Below are 23,511 nucleotides of genomic sequence, written 5' to 3' on the forward strand. Positions count from 1 at the left end.
TCAGCCCGAAAGCTTCTCTGTAAGTTCGGGCACGACCTTGAAGAGATCCCCCACAAGACCAATGTCGGCCACCTGGAAGATCGGCGCGTCCTCGTCCTTGTTGATGGCAATGATGGTCTTGGAGTCCTTCATGCCGGCCAGATGCTGGATGGCGCCGGAGATACCGACCGCGACATAGACTTCGGGCGCGACGATCTTGCCGGTCTGTCCGACCTGATAATCGTTAGGAACATAGCCCGCATCGACCGCCGCGCGGCTGGCGCCTACGCCAGCGCCCAGCTTGTCGGCGAGCGGGAAGATGGTCGCCTCGAACGTCTCGCCGTCCTTGAGCGCGCGGCCGCCCGATACGATGATCTTCGCCGAGGTCAGTTCCGGGCGCTCCAGCTTGGCGATTTCGGCGCCGACAAAGGCGGAAAGGCCCTTGTCCCCGGTCGAAGCCACGGCTTCCACCGCGCCCGAACCGCCGTCCCTGGCCGCCTTTTCAAACGCCGTGCCGCGCACGGTGATGACCTTCCTGGCGTCGCTTGACTTGACCGTCGCGATTGCGTTTCCGGCATAGGTCGGGCGGGTGAAGGTGTCGTCGCTCTCGACCGATAGGATGTCGCTCACCTGCATGACATCGAGCAGCGCGGCAACGCGCGGCGCGATGTTTTTGCCGTTCGACGTGGCGGGCGCGACGAATGCGTCGTGGCTACCCATCAACTCAACGATCAGCGGCGCGACATTCTCCGGCAGCGCATGATCGAATGCCGCGTCATCGGCGACATGGACCTTGCCTACGCCGGCGATCCTGGCGGCTTCGGCGGCGACGCCGTCCACGCCCTTGCCGGCGACGATCAGGTGAACTTCGCCGAGCTTCGACGCGGCAGTGACGGCGGAGAGGGTGGCGTCCTTGACGGCGCCGGCCTCATGCTCAACCCATACGAGAGTTTTCATCTTTTCAATCCTCTATCCCCGTTCGGGCTGATCCTTGTCGAAGCCCTGTTCTTCTTGAAAAGGACTGTCCTTCGACAAGCTCAGGACGAACGGAATTGAAACCTGCCTCAGGCGGCGACGCCCATGACCTTGAGCTTGGCGACCAGCTCGTCGACGTCGGCGATCTTGATGCCGGCGGTGCGCTGGGGCGGTTCGGTGACCTTGAGCGTTTCCAGCCGGGCGCCGATGTCCACGCCATAATCGGCAGGGGTCTTGGTCGCGAGCGGCTTGCTCTTCGCCTTCATGATGTTGGGCAGCGAGGCATAGCGCGGTTCGTTGAGGCGCAGGTCGGTGGTGACGATCGCCGGAACGTTGAGCTTCACCGTCTCCAGACCGCCATCGACTTCGCGCGTGACGCTGACCTTGTCGCCCTCGACCTCGACCTTGGATGCGAAGGTGCCCTGCGGCAGGTTCAGCAGCGCGGCGAGCATCTGGCCGGTCTGGTTGCTGTCATCATCGATCGCCTGCTTGCCCAGAATGATGAGGCCGGGGGCCTCTTCCGCGACGATCTTGGCGAGCAGCTTGGCGACGCCGAGCGGCTCGACCTCATCGTCGGTCTGGACGAGGATCGCGCGGTCCGCGCCCATGGCGAGCGCGGTGCGCAGCGTTTCCTGCGCCTTGGCGACGCCGATGGAGACCGCGACGATCTCCGTCGCCTCGCCCTTTTCCTTGAGGCGGATGGCTTCCTCGACCGCGATTTCGTCGAACGGGTTCATCGACATCTTGACGTTGGCGAGGTCGACGCCTGTCCCGTCGGCCTTCACGCGGGGTTTCACATTGTAGTCAATCACCCGCTTAACGGGCACGAGGATTTTCATAAGAAACCTCAAAAAGTGATAATGGTCTAACCATTATGTGTGACTATGGTAGAGGTCAAGAAGCTTTAGGCAGTTCGATGCCCGCTGTGGTAGCGGAAGGAGGCATCTCTTGGACATGAAACTGGACTCAGAACGGATGATATCGAAAATTTCGGCGGATGAGCTGGGCTTCGCTCCCATAAAAACGCAGCGCGCCTTCGAGGTCATCTGCGAGCAAATTCGGGCACGTCTCGCCAGCGGCCTGCTCAAATCCGGCGACAAGCTTCCGGCCGAACGCGAGCTTGCCGCCGAGTTTCAGGTGAGCCGCAGCGCGCTGCGCGAAGCGCTGCGCAGTCTTGAGGTGGCGGGCATCATCCGGAATGTCAAAGGGGTCAAGGGCGGCGCGTTCATCCAGTCGGCCGAGCCCGACCGCATCGTGCAGGCGATGCAGGACTATGTGCATCTGGGAAACGTCTCGCTCGATGAGCTTACCGAAGCCCGTCTCGCCATCCAGGACATCATCATAAGGCTTGTCTGCGAACGCGCCACAGAGGCTGATTTCATCGAGCTCGAGGCGGTGGCCGAGCGGACCCGTCGTGAAACGACGGTGGATGCGCGCTACGAGTGTGCCGTACAATATTATGCGGTGCTCGCCCGGGCCACGAAAAATCGCATGTTCGGGATCTTCGTCGATTCCCTCTCTGCCATTCTGCACGAATTTGTGCGCGGACCTGATTATGAGACGCTGCAGAAATCGCTGATCGAATCGCGATTCAGGCTTATCGGGTATCTGCGCAAACGTGACGCCGAGGCTGCTGCGAGCGAAATGCGGCGGCATCTTGAGCGGGTACATCGTCACGTACGAAAGAATCTCAAAGCTGCCGCGAAGCCCAATCAGGAAACCACCGAGGCGACCCGCGGCTCTCGCAAGGCGCGTTGACCGGACGCCTACAATCCTTAGATAGGTAGGACCATTCAATCTATCTATTCGACAGGTGATGTGATGACCGACTCTGCTGGAAATGAGAGCCACGGCGCACTCGACGAGGTCCGTGTACTGGATTTCACGAGCGTGATGGCGGGACCCTTCGCGACCCGGATGCTCGCAGATCTCGGCGCGGATGTCGTGAAGATCGAATCGCTCGACGGCGATCAGGTGCGTTCCCGCCCTCCCGTTCGGGAAGGCTGCAGCGCCTATTTCGGTCATCTGAACGCAGGCAAACGCAGCATGGCCTGCAATCTCAAGTCGCCCAAGATTCGCTCCCTTATCCTTGACCTCGTCAAGCGCTTCGACGTTGTGGTCGAGAATTTCCGCCCTGGCGTCATGCAACGGTTCGGGCTTGATTATCAGGCGTTGTCCGCGATTAATCCGCGGCTCATCTATTGTTCGATCTCGGGCTATGGGCAGCAGGGCCCCAAGGCGCACCATCCGGCTTATGCGCCGGTCATCCACGCGACCAGCGGGTTCGACATGGTCAACATGCACTATCAGGATGACGCATCGCGCCCGGCGGCCAGCGGCATCTTCATCGCCGACGTGCTGGGGGGCGTTCACGCTTTCGGCGCCATCCAGGCCGCACTCTACCAACGAGAGAAGACCGGCAAGGGCCAGTATATCGACCTGTCCATGCTGGAGGCGATGGTCGGAATGCTGGTCTATGAGACGCAGGAGGCTCAATTCCCCGGTGGAGCGCGCCGGCCGCTGTACACGCCGCTCAAGACCCGGGACAGCTTCATCATGATCGCGCCAACCAGTCCTCGCAACTTCGAGCAGCTCAGCGATGCAGTGGGACATCCCGAATGGCGGGAGGATCCAAGATTTCGGACCGTTGCCGACCGCAATGCGAATTGGGCGACCCTGCTGGCCCTCGCCGAGGAATGGACCTGCCTGCGATCGTCTGAGGAGGCTGAGGAGATTCTTTCCGGGCACGGCGTACCATGTGGCCGCTATCGTGAAATGGCCGAGGTTCTCTCCGACCCGCAGCTTGCCGCCCGCCAGGCTCTTACAACCATCAACGATGCTGCGGGCGCCTATGCCGTTCCCAACCCGCCGTTCAGGATGAGCGGCTCGCGCGTGGAGGCTCGAAACCTCGTCGCGAGCCTGGGCCAGCATGGGCGCGCGCTTTTGACGGAGGAGCTTGGCGTGTCCCGGGACGACCTCGATGCCCTGCAAGCCGCAGGACAACTGATCTGACAAAAAAGGGGGAGGCCATCGGCGCTCCCCCTTTTCCCTTAGTGCCTGACTCGGAAGTTCCTCAACCGTAGCAATACCTTGCAGTTCTGCGGGTGAGCATGCGGATGGAGGCGATGGTGGCCCATGCCGTTGACGATGCGATGGTGGCTTCCCAGTCTTTGGCGAGGCGGCGGCATCGGCCAAGCCAAGCGAAGGTGCGTTCGACGACCCATCGCCGAGGGAGAACCTGGAAGCCCTTTGCCTTGTCAGAGCGCTTGATGATTTCGATCGTCCAGGTTCCCGATCCAAGGAGGCCTGCACGGAGCTTGTCGCCGGCATAGCCTCCATCCGCAAAGACATGGCGTAGCCACGGGAAACGTTTGCGCACGGCCTTGAGGACATCGACGGCACCATCGCGGTCCTGAATATCGGCGGTGTGGACGAGGATGAATATGAGAAAGCCGCAAGTGTCCGTCAGGATGTGGCGCTTGCGGCCCTTGATCTTCTTGCCCGCGTCATACCCGCAAGGGCCGCCGCTTTCGGTGGTTTTCACTGATTGGCTGTCGATCACACCGGCACTCGGCGACGCGTCGCGCCCTTCGATCTCGCGCAGGTTCATTACCAGCACCGTGTTCATGGCTTCGAGCAGACCGGTGTTGCGCCACGCGTAGAAGTAGCGCTGCACCGTCGAGACCGGTGGAAAGCATTTGGGCAGAAGCCTCCAAGCGCAGCCGCTTGCCGCAATGTAAAGCAAGGCATTCATCACTTCGCGCATGTCCGTCGTGCGACGTCGACCTCCGCGCTTGGCTGGCGGGATAAACGGCGCCGCCAATTCCCACTCCCGCTCCGTCATATCGCTGGAGTAGCGCAATCCTTTCCGGCTATGCTCCTGCCGGGCAATACCAGTCCATGCCATTGATCACTCCATCTCTCGCAGGACGGCGTGAATCATAAATGGCTGGTATTGCTCAACAACTTTCGGGGCGGGCTCTTAGCGAAGCAACTCGCGGGCGATGGTGTTGCGCTGGATCTCCGAAGAGCCCTCATAGATCCGGGTGATGCGGATATCGCGATAGAGCCGCTCGACTGCAAAGCCCCGACAATATCCGCTGCCGCCGAAAATCTGGACGGCGGTATCGACGGTGCGGCTGCCCGCTTCGGTCGCGAAAAGCTTTGCCATCGATGCCAGTTCGCGGCTCTTGTCTCCCTGATCGTAACGCCAGGCAGCGTCGAGCAGGATCAGGCGAGCAGCGCGCATGTCGGTGGCCATATTGGCGAGATAGTGGCGGATCGCCTGGAATTCGGAGATGACGCCGCCAAAAGCGGGGCGGACTTTCGATTCATCGATCGCCAGCTCCAGGGCATATTCGCCCATACCGACGGCTGTTGCGCCGACGTTGATCCGCCCTTCATTGAGTCCCTCGAGGGCATAGCGGAAACCCTGTCCTTCGTCGCCGAGCAGCGCGTCGGCCGGAACTTGACATTCATCGAAGCTGAGTTCGAACACGCCGGGCGTTGCGGTGCCCATCAGCTCGATCGTGCCGGTAACGGCGAAGCCGGGCGTGTCGGCCGGCATCAGGAAGGCGGAGATACCGTTGCGGGCGCCCGCCGTCTTGTCCGTGTAGGCGTACACGATGATGTGTTTCGCCTTCTTGCCGTTGGAAATATAGGTTTTGCTGCCATTGATGCGCCAGCCATCGGCGTTGCGAACCGCGGTTGTACGCATGGAGCCCGGGTCGGAGCCGCTATTGGGTTCGGTCAGCGCAAACGCGATCGGAATTTCACCTGTCGCCATGCCGGGCAGCAGGGCAGCACGCTGTTCGTCGCTCGCATGATGGATGATGTTCTTGGCGCCTGGCCCCATGAGGGGTCTCAGTTCCGTCCAGAATTGAGGGGGGAGTCGGGCAAGCTCGATCTGCACCGCCGCCTGGGCCAGCGCACCGAGGCCCAGGCCGCCATATGCCTCCGGCAGCGCCATGCCGAAATAGCCGTTATCGACCAATGTCTGGCGAACGATCGGCGGAACTACCCCGGTGGTCTGGAACTCGGCTTCATAGGGAAGCAGATCGCGAACGATGGTTCGCGTAACATCACAAAATTCCTTGATGTCATCGGGGAGTTCAAAATCCATGACAATATCTCCGGTCATTGAGCGTTGATGGAAGGACCGGGCTTGGCTAGCATCTGTTTAATGGTCCGTCCATTTAAAATTTGTTTGGCTAGAGGCGTCACCTGGGATAGGCCTGTGCTCTGATGGCTGCCGACCCATTCGACATAAACCTGCGCCACCTGCGCGCTCTGATCGCCATCGAAGAGCATGGCAGCATCACGGCGGCCGCCGATGCCGTTAGTCTTTCGCAGCCTGCCTTGACGCAGGGCCTGGCGAAGCTCGAACGGCAATTCGGCTACACCTTCTTCGAACGGCGTTCCGGGGGGATGGTCGCCACGGCGATGGGGCGCATCGTTGTTGCACGGGCGCAAGCCGCGATCGAACATCTCTCGGCAGGAGCCAAGGGACTGTCAGCCGTATTCCTGCATCCGGATCGGCTGATGACCATGACCCAGCTTCGCGCGCTGCTGGCCGTCGCGGAAGCGGGTAGCTTTGCGGGCGCCGCGAATGTCACGGGGCTTTCGCAGACGGCCGTTCATCGAGCGGTCGGTGATCTGGAGCAGGTCATCGGCGCGACGATCGTCGAGCGTCGTGGCCGTGTCGTCTGGCTCAACGCGGCGGGAAAGCGTCTCGCGCGAGGAACCCGCCTCGCGCTTGCGGAGATTTCGGCTGCGATCGTCGAGCTGGCGATCGATGGCGGTGGTGGAAGCGAACAAATCTCGTTCGGCGCGTTGCCGCTGTCCCGGCCACTACTGGTCCCGGCCGCGATGGCGCAAATGGTGCGTGCCGAGCCGCGCGCCGCCTTCAAGATCCTTGAAGGCAGTTGGCGTGAACTGGTCGAACCGCTGCGCGACGGAGTTATCGACATGATCGTCGGCGCGCTTCGTCCCTATGAGATCGCAGATCTTTACCAGTTGCCGCTGGTTGAAGATCGACTGATCGTCGTTGCCGGCAGCCAGCATCCTCTTGTGGGGCAGGAGAATCCTTCCATGGAGCAACTCGCGTCCTATCCCTGGGTCGTATCACCGCCCAGCACGCCCTCCCGGGAGCAATGGGAACGCGTTTTCAAAGGGGCTTCTATGCCCGCAACGCCGATCGAGTGCAGTTCGGTGATGATCATAGGCCGACTGCTCTGGGAAACGAATTTCCTAACGCTGCTGTCGCCCGATCAGGTGGCACTCCAGATCCGAAGCGGACTTCTCGCGCAGATCGGCCAGCCTCTGGAAGGCACCAAGCGAACCGTTGGCATCACCACGCGTCGCAGTTGGCGGCCGACGGCAACGCAGCGCCGCTTTCTCGACATGCTCCGGGAAGCCGCGACGCAAATGCGATCCGAGGAGAACCAGCCCGGTCTGCGAGACTCAGGCTGGCTGTGAGAGGTTATGGTTTAGTCCAGCTTGATCCAGACGGCCTTGGTCTCGAGATACTCCTCGATATGATGCGGGCCTGACTCCCGGCCGAAGCCGCTCATGCCGTAGCCGCCAAAAGGTACGCCTGGATCAAGCACCTGATAGCAATTGACCCATACAGATCCGGCGCGAATGCCGCGAGCCATGCGATGCGCTGTGGCAAGGTCGCGCGTCCACACACCACTGCCAAGACCGAACTCGGTTGCATTGGCGCGCTCCAGAACTTCTTCGATCGTATCGAAGCTGAAGCTTGCAAGGACCGGACCGAAAATCTCCTCGCGCGCGATCGTCATCGTGTCCGACACATTGTCGAAGATGGTAGGTTGGATGAAATACCCATCGTCATAGCCCGTGCCCGAAAGACGCGCGCCGCCGACCAAGGCACTTGCGCCTTCAGCTACAGCGCCTTCCATGAAGCCGAGGATCTTTTCCATCTGAGGGCCTGAGACAACCGGCCCGATCTGTGTCTGCGGGTCCAGAGGATCGCCGACCTTCATCGTCTTCGTGAACGCGGCGAGGCGCTCCATGAATTCTTCGCGGATCGAGGAGTGGACATAGAGGCGGGTGCCAGCCGAACATATCTGCCCTGAATTGGCGAACACGGCCATGGCCGCTGCCGGCACCGCCTTGTCGAGGTCCGCATCTGCGAAAACGATGTTGGGGGACTTGCCGCCCAGTTCCACGCTCACACGCTTCATGGTAGGCGCGGCCGCGAGCAGGATTTTCTCGCCCACGCCGGTCGAGCCGGTGAACGCGATCTTGTCGACACCAGGATGAGCGGAAAGGGCGGCGCCGGCGTCGCCCTTTCCCGTCACGATGTTGATGACGCCCTCGGGGACCCCCGCTTCAAGGCACAATTCGCCGAAGCGGAGCGCCGAAAGCGGCGTTTGCTCTGCCGGCTTCATGACCAGCGTACAGCCGGACGCCAACACCGGACCGGCTTTCCAAACCGACATGCCGATCGGACCATTCCAGGGATTGATTGCAGCGACCACGCCAATCGGCTCCTTGAGCGTATGTGAAAGCACGTCGCCCGGCGCCGAATTGTCCAGCGTTTCGCCTGAAATCAGCGTCGCCTGACCGGCATAGTAGCGCAGCAGCGCGCCAGCGCGCACCTTGCCGAGCACGGTCCGGCTGTAGGGCGCACCCAGGTCCAGCGTGTCGAGCATGGCGAGCTCATCGTAATGCTGCTCGACGAGGTCGGCGAGCCGCAGCATGATGCGCTGACGCTCTGCGCCCTTCATGCGGGCCCACGGGCCAGTGAGTGCGGCGCGAGCGACCTTGACGGCGCGATCGACATCTTCCGCGCAACCGTGCGCCACCATCGCAAGCAGGTCACCGGTCGCAGGGTTGCGCGTCTCGAACCTCTTTCCCGAAAGGGCAGGGACGCGCTGGCCACCGATCAGCATATCCTGTTCGGGTGTGTCGAGCAGGGCGGGGCGGGGAGGAATGGTCATCATATGCATGGGGCTCTCCTGTTCTGGTTCAGGCGGCTATGTTCGATTGAACGGCATCTTCGAGGATGAAGCGGGCGGCGCGCTCAGCGATCATCATGGTCGGCGCACTGGTATTGCCGCTTATGATCTCGGGCATGACAGAGGCATCGACGACGCGCAGGCCGGCGACGCCGCGGACCCGTAGCCGGCCATCGACCACGGCCATTGGATCGCTGTCGGGGCCCATCTTGCACGTGCCCGTGGGATGATAGGCGGTATTGACGATCTTGCGCAGCGCCGCATCGATCTCTGCATCGCTTTGATGTTGCGCACCCGGTTCGATCTCATTGCCGGTCATGGCGGCGAGGGCGGGCTGGGCGAAGATGCGTCGCGCCTCGCGGAAGCCGGCGATCAGCGTTTTCATGTCATAGGGGTCGGCGAAGAAATTGGGGTCGATAACCGGTTTGTCCTCCGGCCTGTTGCTTGCCAGGCGGACAGATCCCGCACTTTTGGGGCGCAACAGCTGTATGAGGCCCATATAGCCGTGCCGCCGCGGGACTGATCGCGCGTCGAGCTTCAGCCCGACCAGGAAGGTAATCTGGATGTCGGGGCGCCCGGATCCATCGGTGCAGAGGAAGCCGCCGCATTCCGCGACGTTGGAGGCCAACATGCCTTCCCGCTTCGCCAGATACCTGAAAGGGCTGGCAAGGATGCGGGGAAGAGCCTTGGGCGAAACCGCATAGGATTCGCCCGAAGGATTTTCCATTGCGACATGAACGGTGGGATGATCCTGCAGATGCGCGCCCACCCCCGGAAGGTGATGAACAGGCTTGATCCCCATCTCGCGCAGATGCTCTTCGGGCCCGACGCCCGAGAGCAGGAGCAGCTGCGGCGAATTGATGGCGCCAGCGCACAGGACAATTTCACGGCGCGCTGAGATCGTGCTCCGCGTACCGCTCTGCTCGATCTCGAGGCCAGTTGCGCGGCCGCGATCGAAGAGGATGCGGCGGACCAGCGTGTCGGCCATGACGGTCAGATTGGGCCGGTGCAGGGCAGGATGAAGGAAAGCGCGCGCGCTGGAGAGACGCGTGCCGTTTCGCTGGTTGAGATCGTAGCGGCCAAAGCCGTCCTGTCTTTCGCCTGCAAAATCATCGTTGCGATGATGGCCGGCTTCAACCGCCGCGTCGACGATAGCGGCAGCGATTGGATTGAAGGAGCGCGGTTTCTCGACATCGAGTTCGCCGCCCTTGCCGTGCCAGGGCTTGTCACCTTCATGGTAATTCTCGACCGCCTTGAAGGCGGGCAGCACTGTGTCATAGGACCAACCGGTATTGCCGGCCTGTTCCCAGGCGTCATAATCCGCCTTCTGGCCCCGGATATAGACACCGCCATTGATCGCGCTGCAGCCTCCGAACAGCTTTCCGCGTGGAAAATTGATCTGCCGGTTACCAATTGCAGCGTTGCCGCTGAGCTGCTGTTTCCAGTTATATTTCTCATGCGGCAGCAGGAAGATATTGCCGACGGGCATCGCGGTCTTCAGGTTCACCGGCCACTTCCTGTCCGATGGTCCCGCCTCGATCAGGGCGACGCGAATGGCTGGGTCGGCTGACAGGCGGTTCGCCATCAGGCTGCCGGCTGAACCTGAGCCGATTACGATATAGTCGAAGTCACTCATGCGTTTGCGTCCTGCCGGCCGAGACGGGGGACATGGCCCCGCACGGAGATGAAACCAATGGCGTTGACCAGCATCAGGCCGGAGAGGACGCCGAAGAAACCCAGATTGCCGCCGCCGATCAGGCTGGCGCCGGCCACCGCGCTGACGATCGCGCCTGCACGTCCCGCAGCACCCATCAGGCCCAGCCCCCGGGCACGCACGGCGGTGGGGAAGGCATGTGCTCCGACCGCGAACATGGCCGACTGTGCGGCGCTGGCGAAAAGGCCGAGAGCGCCGAGGCTGGCGAGGACGGCGGGCTCGTTCCGCCCGCCTTCGATGGGGAGCAGGGCGAGGACGGCGCAAACAACCGCGCCAATGACTGCCATGAAGATAAGCGTGGTACGCGAGCCGAGCCGGATGATTGCAAGAGAGGCAAACATCGCGCCGATTGTGCCGCCGACGTTGAAGCTGGTGAGGCCCAGGCTCGCGGTCTGGAGACCGAAGCCCGCGCTGAACAGCATTGTGGGTGCCCAGTTGAACATCAGGTAGATCATGAACATGCCCGAGAACATCGCCAGCGAGAGGGCAAGGCTGTCCCGCAGCAATGCACCCCTGAGAAGAGCGCTGAACGGAGCGTGCGGCGCCTGCCCGCCACGGCCGGGTGGCTGCACGGCCGCCGGGTCGGGATGGCGGATGCGACGCAGGATGGCGTCGAGCTCGACGCGGCGGTCCGGGCGCTGGGCGAGGTAACGCGGGGATTCCGGCAGGATGAACCAGAGAAGAGTGACGAAGGCGAGGGTGATGATGCCACCCAGATAAAACAGCCAGCGCCATCCCAGCACCGGCAATATCGCCGCTGCGGCGACACCGCCCAATATGCCGCCGATCGACACACAGACTACCCCGAAGGTAACGGCCACGCTGCGCCACCGCGCCGGCGTGAATTCAGCGATCATGGCGCTCGCCGTGCCGGGAACGCCTCCCAGGCCGACACCGGCTATCGTCTTGAGGAGGGCGACATGCCATAGTTCGATGGAAAAGCCCGTGGCGAGCGTCGCGACGCCGAAAATCGCGACGCCAATCAGCAGGGCTCCGCGTCGCCCGAACCGATCACCAATCGCGCCGGAGGTCAGCGTGCCGATACCCATGCCAACAAATCCCAGGGCGAAGACAAAGCCAAGGGCATCGCGGCTGATGCCCCACTCCTTGAGCAATGAGGGGGCCGCAAGACCAAGCATTTGGTTGTCGAGACCGTCAAGTATGACGGTCGCAGCGATCATCAGGACCGCCCAAATCTGATATGAGGACAGGGGCAATGCATCGAGCATGCCCTCTCCCTCCTGTCTCATTGCGATACCTGCCAACGGCTTCTCCTCAGTGGGGATCATTGCCCCTTTTTATCATTCATCGGCCACCTATCCCTGGCCTCTTGCCGGATGCTAGATCTCGAGCACCAGGGTGGGCGTTTTCGATCCCGAGCAGCAGACCATGATCGACGTATTGGCCGCCTTCTCCTCGTCGGTCAGGAAATGATCACGATGATCTGGAATGCCATCCAGCACCTTGACCTGGCAGGTGCCGCAAACCCCCTCGGCGCAGGCAAAACCAATATCCACACCGGCACTTAGCAGTGCGTCGAGCATGGTCTCACCCTCCTCGACGGTGATGGTCTTGCCGCTTTTTGTCAGTTCCAACGTATAGCCGCCATCGGTCGCAACTTCCGTGTCGGCCGAGAAATACTCGATATGGGCGTGGCCCTTCGGCCGCGCTGCGTTCACCGCGACGAACGCATCCAGCATGCCCGACGGACCGCAGCAGTAAAGATGGGCATCGGCGGGGGCAGCGTCGCAGATCGCGCGCAGATCGAGACGTTGCCCACCAGGGATCGAATCGAACACGATGTGCGCCTGCGGGAAATTCTCCACGCGATCGACATAGGCCGCCCGTTCGGGAACCGCGGCGACATAGTGCAGTTCCCAGCTGCGGCCCAGGGCCTCGAGGCGGGAGACCATCGACAATATCGGCGTTATACCGATACCGCCACCGATCAGCACGGTGTGCGCTGCCGATTCCTCAAGCGGGAAGTTATTCTTGGGTTCCGAGATTTCCAGTATCTCGCCGACCCGCCATTTCTCATGAATGTGGCGAGATCCGCCGCGGCTGTCGATCGTATGATGCACCGCAATCTCGTAATAGCTATGGATGGCGGGATCGTTGACGAGCGAGTAGCTGCGCGCGAGGCCAGGGGCGAGCTGCAGATCGATATGTGCGCCCGCAGTGAAGGCGGGAAGCTTTTCGCCCGGCAAAGGCTCCAGGATGTAACTGTTGATACCTTCCGCTTCCCAGCGGATATTGCGAAGCTTTACGCGCATCTACCTCTCCTCTTGGTGCGTAGCGCGCAGTGGCAATAAGTCTGAGACGCCATCGATCGACGCGCAGACCTTGCCCAACTCGTACCGTCACCTGTTCCTGATATATTGATGAAGGATTGGGACCGGTCATGGATAGCCGGTCCCGTTTAAAGCCTATTCCGCAGCCTCGATCTCATTGACCGGCCAACGCACGGCCTTGGCGAGCGCAGCCTGGTACGCTCCGGCGAGCGTATCGTTCGGATCGTGCAGGAAGGAGCCGGCGCGTGCCTTGTAGAAGACGTCGGGATTTTCGATACCCGGCGGCACCGTGCCCTTATTGGCAAACGCGCGGGCAGCCAGAAGAACCCGGCGGCGGACACGCGCGATCATCTGGTCGGTGGGCGCGAGGTTCTCGAAGCTGTGGTCGGTGATCGGACCCATGCTTTCGGTCACGGCCTGATCCTGCATCGTGATATTGGGGATGCCGGTGAACTGATGGCCGTTGCGCTGCGATTCCCGATCGATCGCCCAGTCATTGGCTTCGCTGTCGGTCGAACGCCAGCGGCCGAACCAGTCGGTCGTGTTGGGCGCATAGCTGATCTGGTCGAAGAGCGGCGTGCCGTCCTTGAGCGTTGAGTTGTAGGCGGGGTTGCCGGCGTCCACGCCGCAGGTGATGTCGAAAAGCATCGAATGCTCATCGTCCATCGGCACCCATGCGCGGGCGATGGCGCGGCTGACGAAGCGGTTATTGGGCGTCTGCGTCCAGAAGGGGAACATATAATGGGCAATGCGCCAGCTCATCTGGCCATCATCGTTCGGACGGTAGCCGCCATACATGACGCCCCAGTCGGACTGGGCGACTTCATATTCCGGTGCGCGGTTGAGCACAGTCGGGCGCATCGGATGGTCAGGTTCGAGATCGTCTGCTTCGATGCCGCCGACGTGGAGGAAGCCGACATGGCTGGTGTCGATATCTCCCTCGAGCGCCTGAAGCCAGTTGCAGTCGCGCTGCAGACACCAGATCTCGGCTTCGGGGTGCATCGTCGCCTCGATTTCCGGGAGCGGCGGCGGGGCCGCCTGGTTCTCACCCATATAGACCCAGATCAGGCCATTGGCCTCATAGGTCTTGTAGGCCTTGGCGTGCACCTTCTCCTTGAAATCCATGCGCGCGGGAACGGACGGCATATCGACGCACTTGCCGTCGACGTCGAACTTCCAGCCATGATAAACGCAGCGGATGCCGTTTTCCTCATTGCGACCGATGAACAAGGAGGCACAGCGGTGAGGGCAGCGATGGTCCATGATGCCGACCCGACCCGAACTGTCGCGGAAAGCGATCAGCTTTTCGCACAGGATCATCAGGCGAACCGGATCGCCATCAGCCGTCACTTCCGACGAAAGGCATGCCGGCAACCAATATTGCCGCATGAACGTCCCCATCACCGTTCCGGGACCTACCCGGGTCATATCTGCGCTGTCTGTCGATTGCATGATTCAGGCTCTTCCTTGACGTTTTGATGAACGCTTGCGCAGTGACCTTATCTCAAGCCACAGCGAGGCGCGGAAATTCCAATCATCATCGGATAGCCCGCGTCCCTGGCTGCCTCTAATCGGAACTTGGTCGTGCCATTCAAAAACCGGGACGTAGCTATTGCCGCTTGCTTCAACTTGCTGTCTTACCCCGTGACCCAAGGCGAAAAATCGCCCACACTCACAGGGGAGATGCTCGGCAATGCCTTTCAATCACAAGCTTTATTCCGCGCTCGCAGGCGTCATGCTTGCTGGTATTTATGGACCCGCTGCGGCTCAAACGTCCGCAGATGATCAACAACAGGACAATGCGCAGCAGGAGCAGGTGGCGGGCGACATCATCGTCACGGCGCAGCGGCGCGAATCGACCGTCCGGGAAGTGCCCTTTTCGATCGCGGCCTTCGGCGGCGAGGCGCTGCGCAATAGCCAGGTTTTCAGTCCGACGGCACTCACGCAGCAAATGCCGGGAATTACCATCAACACTTCAGACAAGTCGCTATCGATTGTCGCGATCCGTGGCAATGTCTCCACGTTCCGTACCGCCACACTGGACACGCCCGTCGCCTATTTCATGGACGACGTCTACTATGTCTTCAACAACGACCTCAACGCCAACTTCTTCGATACCGACCGTGTCGAAGTGCTTCGCGGGCCGCAAGGAACATTGTTCGGGCGAAATGTCGTGGGCGGCGCAATTGCGGTGATCACCAACAATCCCGCCTTCAAGGATGACTATTTCTTCCAGGTCACAGGCGGAAATGGCGGCTTCATTCGTACCGAGGGCATGGTCAACGGCACACTGGTGGACGATAAGATTGCGGCGCGTTTCGCCTTCAGTACCGAGAGTTCCGATGGACTTATCGACACGCCCAATCAATCCGGCAGCTATGGGAAGACCGATGGCTATGCCATGCGCGGCAAGCTTCTGTTCGAGCCGACAGACACGCTGAAGATCATTCTGTCGGGCGACTATAGCTTCACGAAGGGTAATGGTGGTGCCATCAGCCTGGGGGTTGGCGGTGTCCAGCGGATTCCCGCCACCTTTGGAAGCTATGATGACAGCGAGTGGACGAACAACGACTATGCTCGATCGCCCTATCGGCAGCGACTGCGCGGTGGCTATTTACGCGGCGATCTTGACCTGCTGGGCGGGACGCTCACGTCCATAACCGGCTATCGCATGAATGACAGCCGCGCGATCAACGACGATGTGCCGGTCGCGACCGTCGTGCCCGTTTTCGACCGCAGACAGGTGGTCAAGAACCGAAGCTTCACGCAGGAAGTCCGCTTCGCGTCCGCGCCCGGCCGCTTTTCTTATGTGGTCGGCGCCTACTTCCTGTCGGCGGACGTTTCGACGACGAACATCTTCTACTATAGTCCGTTGCCGGGTGCGGCAGTGAATGCCACTGTGCGGCGTAATCCCTAGGTGACCAACATCACACGCGTGCAGGATGGCAATATTCGAAGCATTGCGGTCTTCGGCGAGGGCACGTTCGAGATAACGGATCGATTGTCCCTGGTCGCCGGTGGCCGCTATACGTCTGATCGCAAGAAGATCGACTATCATGCTTTCTCGACCACCGACCCAGGGTCGATTCCCGGTTTCGGCTTTCCTGGCGAGGTGTTTGCGTCGGGCGGCAAGACTTGGGACGCTTTTACGCCCCGTGTTACGCTGAAATATGCGCCGGTCGACAAGGTCAATATTTACGCGACCTGGGCAAAGGGTTTCAAATCCGGCGGCTTTGTCGACAATGCCTACCTCAACCCGACGCTACCGCTCGAGCCGGAGAAGGCGCAAAACTACGAGATCGGCGCCAAGACCCGGCTGTTCCACAACATGCTCGACTTCAACGTCGCACTGTTCCAGCAAAAGACCAAGAACCTCCAGAATTTTTCTGGCGCGGGCGGCATTGCCCACACCTATAATGGCACGCTCAAGATGAAGGGCTGGGAAATCGAGTCGGTCCTGCGTCCGGTCGACGGGCTGCGGCTCACCGGCAATTACACTCATTTGATCGGCGAATACACGTCATTGCGCGACCCGCTGGTCAATCTCGACTATTCGGGCAACCCGGCCAAGTTTGCGCCGCGCGACAGCTTCACGATCGGCGCAAGCTATGACCTGTCGATGGGCAATGGTGCGAAGCTGACGCCTCAGGCAGACTTCAACTATTCCAGCCGCATATCCACGGACGACGCGAACACTCTGCGTCTCTACGACAATCTCTACAACGACACGAAGGGGCGGACACTCAATGCCCGTCTCAACTATGAATCCGCCAATGGGCGCTGGACGCTTGGCATATGGGGAAAGAACCTCACCAACAACTATCAGATCGTCAACGCCGACGATATTACCGCCTTCCTTGCGATGCCTGGCAACGGCACCACCTATTGGAAGATCTTCACCAACACACCGCGGACATACGGGGTCACTTTGTCCGTGCGACCGTAAGTCCACTTCGCCCCGGGGGAGGATGCGAGTCCTTCCCCAACTCTTTCATCCCTATTCAGGATCCACCAATGGCCGACAGCTTCGATCTTCCCGCAAATGGCAGTTTCTCCTTCGATGGCCGTACGGCGCTCATCACCGGTGGCGGCCGAGGCGTTGGGGAAGCGATTGCTCGGGAGATCCATGCGGGTGGGGGCAGAGTGGCTGTGAGCGATGTCGATCTGGCGGTAGCCCAGGAAGTCGCGGACTCGCTCGATCCCAGCGGCGCAAGCGCCGTCGCTCTACAACTCGATGTCCGGGAGAAAGCAGATTTTCTTGCCGCCCGCGACCGTATCGCGTCGGAATGGGGGCGGATTGATATCGTTGTCAACAATGCAGGTTTCGCCAAGCGGACGCCCACCCAGGACATCACACCCGAAGAATTCGACGCGATCGTCCAGGTCAATATGCGCAGCGTGTTCCTGAGCTGTCAGATCTTTTCCGAGCATATGCGGGAAAGCGGATATGGCCGGATCGTCAACATCACCTCACTCGCAGGGCAGAATGGAGGGACTGTTGCGTCGCCTCATTATGCCGCTTCAAAAGCCGGAGCGATCATGCTGACCAAATATTTCGCGCGATACCTGGCAGGAACCGGCGTAACCGTGAACGCCATCGCACCTGGACCGATCGACACTGCGAAGGCGCGGTTGTCGCCTGAGCAGATCGCTCGGGTTGAAGAGGAGGTTCCGATCGGCCGGTTCATGACGGTGAGCGAGATCGCCGCGGCCGCGGCGTTGCTCGCGTCGGATCGCGGCGGTTTCTTCGTGGGAGCCACACTCGATATGAATGGGGGGCTGTATCTGCGCTAACCCTGGGGGCGAAGCTATGTTCAAATCTCGTCCCTGTTTTCTTATGGCGATATTGGATTGCGATTGGCAAATCGATACCATGTGATCCTATCGTGCCGGAATAGTTTAATGGAGACGGCTGCGTGCGTGGATACGGGTAGTCGTTCGCCTGGCTGAGGAGAGGTCGGATGTTCATCTACAATACCTGGTATGTCGCTGCATTCGCGCATGAAGTCGCCCCCGGCAAAGTGCTTGGGCGGCGCTTTCTGGACAGGCCGGTGGCCTTATTTCGTACCGAGGATGGTGAGATCGCTGCCCTCGAGGATCGGTGCAGCCACCGGGCTATGCCGCTGAGCGCGGGCCATGTCGATGGGCAGGTGATCCGCTGCTGCTATCATGGCGTGGAGTTCGACAAGCGCGGCGCCTGTACCCGTATTCCTAATCAGTCCCGCATCCCCGCAGCCGCCAATGTGCGCTCCTATCCAGTTGTCGAGAAGGATCATCTGATCTGGATCTGGATGGGAGAAGCCGCGCTGGCCGATCCCGATATTATCATCGACAACCCCGAGCATAACGACCCAAGCTGGACGTGGCGGCCCTACAACTTCCCGGTGAAGGCAAACTGGCAGCTGATCATCGATAACATCATGGACCTGACGCATGTTCCCTATATTCATGCGCGGACCATTGGCGGTAATCCCGAGCAGCATTATGGCGCCGATACGAAGGTCGAGTTCGACGGTCGCAAGGTGACCCTGCTACGCAAGATGCCCAATTCCGTCCCGCCTAAATCCTATATCGACGCAGGTGGCTTCAAGGGTCGCGTCGATCGCTGGCAGGAAGTGCGGTTCGAGCCTGGTATCGGCATGACCTGCCGGGTGAACGCGGGCGGCTGTGACGTTGGAACGGGCGCTTATGAAGGCAAGCGCGACAATGGTTTCATGCTTGCCAACAATCATTTCATCACGCCCGAGACTGAGACGACAAGCCATTATCTCTGGACGATCTGTACGACGGCGTCCAAGGAAAGCGGCGTCCCCGATGTGCTGTTCGACCAGTTTTTCGACACCATCACCGAGGACGAGGAAACACTCGCGGCGCAGCAGCTTCGGATCGATGACGAGCCAGGCCGGGCCTTCGTGGGTATCGCGAGCGATGGCGCCGTCAATCAGGCACGGCGTGTGCTTGAAGCGCTCCAAAGCGCGGAGGATGTCGGCTCGATCGCAGCCTGATCGCCGCTGGCAACAAAGGGGTGGAGCGCTATCCTGGCTGTCGTCCGTAGCGGCGGGCAACGGATGGGATTGCGTTTCGGCGGCGATTGACCACGGATAAGATGGTTACTTCATCGACTGCTGAAGGCGAGCAAAAGTCCCGCCCACCGCTCTGGCTGCTCGGAACGATCACGCTGTGCGGGACGCTCGGTATCCATATCTTCGCGCCCGCGTTGGCTCTGGCGGTGGCGGATCTCAGGGCAACGCCCGCGCAGTTGCAGCTCAGTATCAGCGTCTATGTGTGGGGGCTTGCTGTAGGCCAGCTGGTCCATGGTCCCATGGCTGATCGTTTCGGCAGGCGGCCGGTACTGCTCGGGGGCATCTTTCTCTATACAGTATCTGGCGTGGCGGCGGCGATGGCCGGATCCTCCGATGTCCTGATCGCGGCGCGCCTTGCGCAGGCGCTTGGCGGATGCTCCGGCATGGTGATCGCTCGAGCCATCGTCCGCGATGTGAGCATGAATTCCCAGGCGGCTCGCGATCTGGCTCGCCTTAACCTCGCGATCCTTATCGGTCCAGGAATCGGTCCCCTGATCGGCGGCGTTGTGGCGACGGCCTTTGGATGGCGCGCCGTTCTTCTCGTGCTCGCGCTGTTGGGGGTTGTCGCCTTTCTCTCCGTGCTTATCCTGCTACAGGAAACGAACAGGGCGGACACGCAGCGAAGGAATATCGTCCTACATTATGCGGCGCTCGCGCGATCGCGCGCTTTTCTGGGATATGCGCTGGGCGGTGGATGTGTGACGACGAGCTGGTATGCGTTCATAGCTGCCGCGCCTTTCCTCTATCAACATCAGTTTGGCCAGTCGGCACGGGTGACGGGTGCGTGCCTTGGGATCGTTGTCATGGGCGCCTGGGTCGGCAGCTTCCTCGCGTCCCGTCTGGCATCGGCATCGCCGACGCAGCGCCTCCTGGTCCTGGGCCACTCGCTCTGCGCGCTCTTTGCGAGCGCGCTGTGCATTGCGATGATGTTCGATCTGGCATCCGCAATTGTCGTTACGGCGCTCATGTTTTTCTACACGTGTGGCGTTGGGTTGGCTGGGCCCGCCGCGCTCGCCCAGGCTACCGCAATCAAGCCAGACATGGCCGGATCCGCCTCAGGACTTTATGGCTTCTTCCAGATGGTCGTGGGCGCCGCAGCTGCTGCGTCGGTCAGTTTGGGTTCCAATCCCGGGAGGGCGGCCGCGATAGCCCTGCTGGCGAGCGCAGCGCTTGCCCAGGGGTTTTTTCTTGTCGCGCGGCGTCAGGCTCTCCCCGGTTGATTAGGGAGCACGGGCTGTTGATTTCTCAGCGCGATGAACGATCTCCCGAACCGTCCAACGCTTGGAAGGCTACGAACTTGGTTGCGAGGTTATGAACGTCTCCGATGCGATCCGACACTCGCTTCGAGCCTGACTAAGGTGCTGCAGCATCACAGCCGCCTTTCCCGGAACCGTCTGCACTGTCAATTCCAACGCTGAGACTCGCGCGCACCCGTGTTCGGTGCCTATTCAAACATCAACTCGATATTCAGTTTCAGGGATGAGATGTAATTTATCCATTAATATCAATAAGTTAAAAACAATGAGGGTTCAGAAATTGTACAATGGTTGGACCGATTTATATTTGACGTTTTTTGCACGTCACGACTAAAGTAACTGCAACATCCAATACGTAATTGTCCGCAAGCGACAAGGCAGAGGGGGTAGTCTCATGGCGACGTTGTGACGACGGTCGGTTGGCGGGGTTTGCCGTCACCGAGCGCAATTCCCTCCCCATCGCAGATTGCTACGGTGGCTTGCTTCCATGTCGCGGCAATCTCCCGGCTGCAAGCAAAGCTCCGCTTGAGACCTCTCCGCCTCAAGCCGATGATTGGGCAGGTGAAACGATATTGTCGGTCCGCATGGCCCGGCGGATCAGTTCATCCCAGAGCGAAAGCCTGGAAGCAATAGCGCAGGGGCACCTGCACTTCTCTGTCTTTAATCTAATGGATTGACGCCGTGCCGCGCCTTTTTTTCGATCTGGCGCAGGTTAAAACGCGCCTGGTTCTCAAAGAATATAAGAGATGCAGATGCCAGAGTGTTTAGACCATAATAGAGAATAACAATATTAATTTGGAGGGGATCATGAAAACTAAATATAACGTGCTACTTGGATCGGCAAGTCTTGCCTGCCTGCTTGCGGCCTCACCTGCGCTTGCGCAACAGCCGCAGTCTGCTGCAACGCAAATCGATACCAGCGATGCTGCCGATATTGTCGTCACTGCCAACAAGCGGCAGGAAAACATCAATAAGGTGGGCCTTAGCATCACCGCCGTCTCAGGCGAAGCGTTGCAGGATCGCAAGGTCACCTCGCTCGAGGATATTGCGAGTGTGATTCCCGGCCTTGCCTTCGCATCGAGTACCGCCAATACGCCGATTTTCACGCTTCGCGGCGTGGGCTTCAATGAGAGTTCGCTAGGCGTCTATCCGGCCGTCAGCGTCTATCTTGATCAAACGCCGCTGCCATTCCCGGTGATGGCCAGCCACACCGCTTTCGACCTCGAGCGGGTCGAAGTTCTCAAGGGGCCGCAGGGGACGTTGTTCGGCCAGAACAGCACGGGGGGCGCGATCAACTATATCGCGGCCAAGCCCACTAACAGCTTCGAGGCTGGCGGTGACATCAGCTATGGCCGTTTCAACCAGATCGAGGGTAATGCCTTCGTCAGCGGTCCGATCACGCCGAACCTGCGTTTCCGCCTGGCTGGAACGGCTTTGCATTCGGATGATTGGCAGAAAAGTTACACGCGCGACGACAAGCTCGGCGAGCAGAATTACTATGCTGGCCGCCTGCTGCTCGACTGGGATCCGACCGATACGATCCGCTTCGCGCTTAACGTTAATGGGTGGCGGGACAAGTCGGATCCGCAGGCACAGCAACTGGTGCTGAAATTTGGCCAAATCCCCGCCTATGCCTCGCCCGCTCTGCTGGATTATCCCTTCCCGCGCGACAACGCCCGCACGGCGGATTGGTCGACGGGCGACCTGCGCCCGCGCGCAGACAGGAAATTCTTTCAAGCGGCGTTGCGCAGCGACTTCGACCTGACCGACAATCTGACGCTGACGTCGATCACGTCCTATGACGACTATAAGCAGAATCAGGTAACCGACGGCGACGGTATGAACCTGATCATCTTCGATCTCGAGAAGAATGATGGGTATATCCGGTCTTTCAACCAGGAACTGCGCCTGGCCAACGACCAGACCGGGACATTCCGCTGGATATTGGGCGCTAACTACGAAAAGAGCACGACCTTCGAAAATCAGATCCTGCGCTATATCGACAGCACCAATTACAATCCAAACAATCTGTACATCAATGCGAGCGGGGTCACCAACAAACAAAAGATCGAGAATTACGCCTTCTTCGGCAATGCCGAGTACAAGCTGACCGAGGAATTGACGCTCAAAGCCGCAGCCCGCTATACGCAGAGCCGCAACAATGTGAACATCTGCGGCTATTCGCCTGGCGATGGGCATGTGGCAGACCTCTTCAACCTGCTGGGATCGTTGCTGAGTTCCGTGCCCTTTACGCCTATCGGGCAGACCGACTGTTATACGCTGAACGAGACCAACACGCCGGGCGAGCCCTATGTACGGACGCTGAAGGAAGACAATGTCTCCTGGCGCGCGGGCATCGACTATCAGGTGACGCCGCAGACCCTGATTTACGCTAATGCCTCGCGTGGCTATAAGGCGGGTTCGTTCCCGAGCCTGGCTGCGGCGACCTACGCGGCCCTGGCTCCAGTGACGCAGGAATCGGTTACGGCCTATGAAGCCGGGGTGAAGACGCAATTGTTCGATCGCAAGGTCGGGTTGAACTTCGCTGCTTTCTACTATGACTATCGCGACAAGCAGATACGCGGCAAGACCACCGACCCGATCTTTGGCATTCTGGATGTTCTCGTCAATGTTCCCAAGTCCCGCATTCAGGGCGCCGAGGCAGATCTGACGCTGCGGCCGACAGACGGACTCACTATAACGGCAGCCGGCACCTTCCTGGATTCCAAGGTGCAGCGCTACGACGGCCTCAACGTCATCGGTGCGACCGATAATTTCCGGGGGGATCCGCTGCCCTTCACGCCGAAATGGTCCGGTTCGCTTAATGTCGATTACAAGGTTCGCATGCCCAATGGCGGATCGCCGTTCATCGGCTTCACGGTAACCGGCCGCAGCGCGTCCGACGCGACGCTGGGCGGTCGCCGAATAACCTTCCCGGCTTCGCCCGCCACGATCCTGAAGCCGGGTGTTGACTACATCTACAAGATCGATGGCTACGCGACCGTGGATGCACGCGTCGGCTATGTTTCCGACGGCGATCGCTGGCGCGTGAGCCTGTGGGGCAAGAATATCTTCAATGAATATTACTGGACGAACGTAATTCCCGCCAACGACAGCTCTGCACGCTTCGCGGGACGGCCGGCGACCTACGGCATAACGTTTGGCTTCAATTTCAACTGATCAGGGTGCGGCCGTCTTCATGGCGACCGCACCGTCCCGGCAAGAAAT

Annotated in this window: 19 protein-coding genes; 9 read left to right on the forward strand and 10 right to left on the reverse strand. The window is 60.4% G+C overall.

What is annotated here, in order from left to right; translation table 11 throughout:
• Together A7Q26_RS03605 and A7Q26_RS03610 are read right to left on the reverse strand one after the other, a co-directional pair.
• Positions 1-936, reverse strand: a complete 936-nt coding sequence (locus A7Q26_RS03605; protein ID WP_066856634.1) for an electron transfer flavoprotein subunit alpha/FixB family protein — start codon at positions 934-936, stop codon at positions 1-3.
• Between the two features lie 107 nt (positions 937-1,043).
• Positions 1,044-1,793: an electron transfer flavoprotein subunit beta/FixA family protein gene (locus A7Q26_RS03610; protein ID WP_066856637.1), complete on the reverse strand. Its 750-nt coding sequence runs from the start codon at positions 1,791-1,793 to the stop codon at positions 1,044-1,046.
• A gap of 115 nt (positions 1,794-1,908) precedes the next feature.
• On the opposite strand from A7Q26_RS03610, the gene A7Q26_RS03615 reads away from it, so the two are divergent.
• Both A7Q26_RS03615 and A7Q26_RS03620 read left to right on the forward strand, forming a co-directional pair.
• A complete protein-coding gene (locus tag A7Q26_RS03615) occupies positions 1,909-2,712 on the forward strand; it encodes a FadR/GntR family transcriptional regulator (protein WP_231746463.1) in 804 nt (267 codons plus the stop codon).
• A gap of 63 nt (positions 2,713-2,775) precedes the next feature.
• Positions 2,776-3,966: a CaiB/BaiF CoA transferase family protein gene (locus tag A7Q26_RS03620; RefSeq protein ID WP_066856640.1), complete on the forward strand. Its 1,191-nt coding sequence runs from the start codon at positions 2,776-2,778 to the stop codon at positions 3,964-3,966.
• A 61-nt stretch (positions 3,967-4,027) separates the two neighbouring features.
• On the opposite strand, the gene A7Q26_RS03625 is transcribed toward A7Q26_RS03620, so the two are convergent.
• The 3 genes from A7Q26_RS03625 to A7Q26_RS25815 form a co-directional block, all read right to left on the reverse strand.
• Positions 4,028-4,861, reverse strand: a complete 834-nt coding sequence (locus tag A7Q26_RS03625) for an IS5 family transposase (protein ID WP_054434066.1) — start codon at positions 4,859-4,861, stop codon at positions 4,028-4,030.
• A gap of 75 nt (positions 4,862-4,936) precedes the next feature.
• Positions 4,937-6,076, reverse strand: coding sequence for an acyl-CoA dehydrogenase family protein (locus tag A7Q26_RS03630; protein WP_066856643.1), 1,140 nt, complete (start codon positions 6,074-6,076; stop codon positions 4,937-4,939).
• A gap of 14 nt (positions 6,077-6,090) precedes the next feature.
• Entirely contained in the window at positions 6,091-6,345 is a 255-nt protein-coding gene (locus A7Q26_RS25815) for a hypothetical protein (protein WP_232313673.1), read from the reverse strand.
• Between A7Q26_RS25815 and A7Q26_RS03635 the strand changes: the two genes are divergently transcribed.
• Complete coding sequence (locus A7Q26_RS03635) at positions 6,253-7,431, forward strand: LysR family transcriptional regulator (RefSeq protein WP_232313672.1); 1,179 nt, start codon at positions 6,253-6,255, stop codon at positions 7,429-7,431. The genes A7Q26_RS25815 and A7Q26_RS03635 overlap by 93 nt on opposite strands.
• Positions 7,432-7,442: 11 nt before the next feature.
• Here the strand turns inward: A7Q26_RS03635 and A7Q26_RS03640 are convergent, their stop codons facing one another.
• The 5 genes from A7Q26_RS03640 to A7Q26_RS03660 all read right to left on the reverse strand — a co-directional run bounded on the left by A7Q26_RS03640 (position 7,443) and on the right by A7Q26_RS03660 (position 14,372).
• Positions 7,443-8,930, reverse strand: a complete 1,488-nt coding sequence (locus tag A7Q26_RS03640; protein WP_157102441.1) for an aldehyde dehydrogenase family protein — start codon at positions 8,928-8,930, stop codon at positions 7,443-7,445.
• A gap of 19 nt (positions 8,931-8,949) precedes the next feature.
• The gene (locus A7Q26_RS03645) at positions 8,950-10,575 is read right to left on the reverse strand and encodes a GMC family oxidoreductase (protein ID WP_062063635.1); all 1,626 of its coding nucleotides are present in this window, start codon (positions 10,573-10,575) and stop codon (positions 8,950-8,952) included.
• Positions 10,572-11,834 carry an MFS transporter gene (locus A7Q26_RS03650; protein ID WP_232313664.1) on the reverse strand — a complete coding sequence of 421 codons (1,263 nt, stop codon included), beginning with the start codon at positions 11,832-11,834 and terminating at the stop codon, positions 10,572-10,574. Before A7Q26_RS03650 ends, A7Q26_RS03645 begins: the two co-directional genes overlap by 4 nt.
• Before the next feature lie 159 nt (positions 11,835-11,993).
• Entirely contained in the window at positions 11,994-12,860 is an 867-nt protein-coding gene (locus tag A7Q26_RS03655; RefSeq protein WP_232313665.1) for a PDR/VanB family oxidoreductase, read from the reverse strand.
• A gap of 219 nt (positions 12,861-13,079) precedes the next feature.
• Complete coding sequence (locus tag A7Q26_RS03660) at positions 13,080-14,372, reverse strand: Rieske 2Fe-2S domain-containing protein (protein ID WP_231746417.1); 1,293 nt, start codon at positions 14,370-14,372, stop codon at positions 13,080-13,082.
• A gap of 388 nt (positions 14,373-14,760) precedes the next feature.
• Between A7Q26_RS03660 and A7Q26_RS25500 the strand changes: the two genes are divergently transcribed.
• The 6 genes from A7Q26_RS25500 to A7Q26_RS03685 all read left to right on the forward strand — a co-directional run bounded on the left by A7Q26_RS25500 (position 14,761) and on the right by A7Q26_RS03685 (position 23,463).
• Positions 14,761-15,861 (forward strand): TonB-dependent receptor, encoded by a 1,101-nt coding sequence (locus A7Q26_RS25500; RefSeq protein WP_198162823.1) that lies wholly within the window; start codon positions 14,761-14,763, stop codon positions 15,859-15,861.
• The gene (locus A7Q26_RS25505; protein WP_198162824.1) at positions 15,862-16,890 is read left to right on the forward strand and encodes a TonB-dependent receptor; all 1,029 of its coding nucleotides are present in this window, start codon (positions 15,862-15,864) and stop codon (positions 16,888-16,890) included.
• 68 nt (positions 16,891-16,958) lie between these two features.
• Entirely contained in the window at positions 16,959-17,738 is a 780-nt protein-coding gene (locus A7Q26_RS03670) for an SDR family NAD(P)-dependent oxidoreductase (RefSeq protein WP_062063643.1), read from the forward strand.
• 167 nt (positions 17,739-17,905) lie between these two features.
• Positions 17,906-18,949 carry an aromatic ring-hydroxylating dioxygenase subunit alpha gene (locus tag A7Q26_RS03675; protein WP_062063645.1) on the forward strand — a complete coding sequence of 348 codons (1,044 nt, stop codon included), beginning with the start codon at positions 17,906-17,908 and terminating at the stop codon, positions 18,947-18,949.
• 86 nt (positions 18,950-19,035) lie between these two features.
• Positions 19,036-20,247 (forward strand): Bcr/CflA family efflux MFS transporter, encoded by a 1,212-nt coding sequence (locus A7Q26_RS03680; RefSeq protein ID WP_157102442.1) that lies wholly within the window; start codon positions 19,036-19,038, stop codon positions 20,245-20,247.
• A gap of 843 nt (positions 20,248-21,090) precedes the next feature.
• Complete coding sequence (locus A7Q26_RS03685; protein WP_066856659.1) at positions 21,091-23,463, forward strand: TonB-dependent receptor; 2,373 nt, start codon at positions 21,091-21,093, stop codon at positions 23,461-23,463.
• The last annotated feature ends 48 nt before the right edge of the window (positions 23,464-23,511 follow it).

It is taken from the genome of Sphingobium sp. TCM1 (genome assembly GCF_001650725.1).
Lineage (GTDB): Bacteria > Pseudomonadota > Alphaproteobacteria > Sphingomonadales > Sphingomonadaceae > Sphingobium.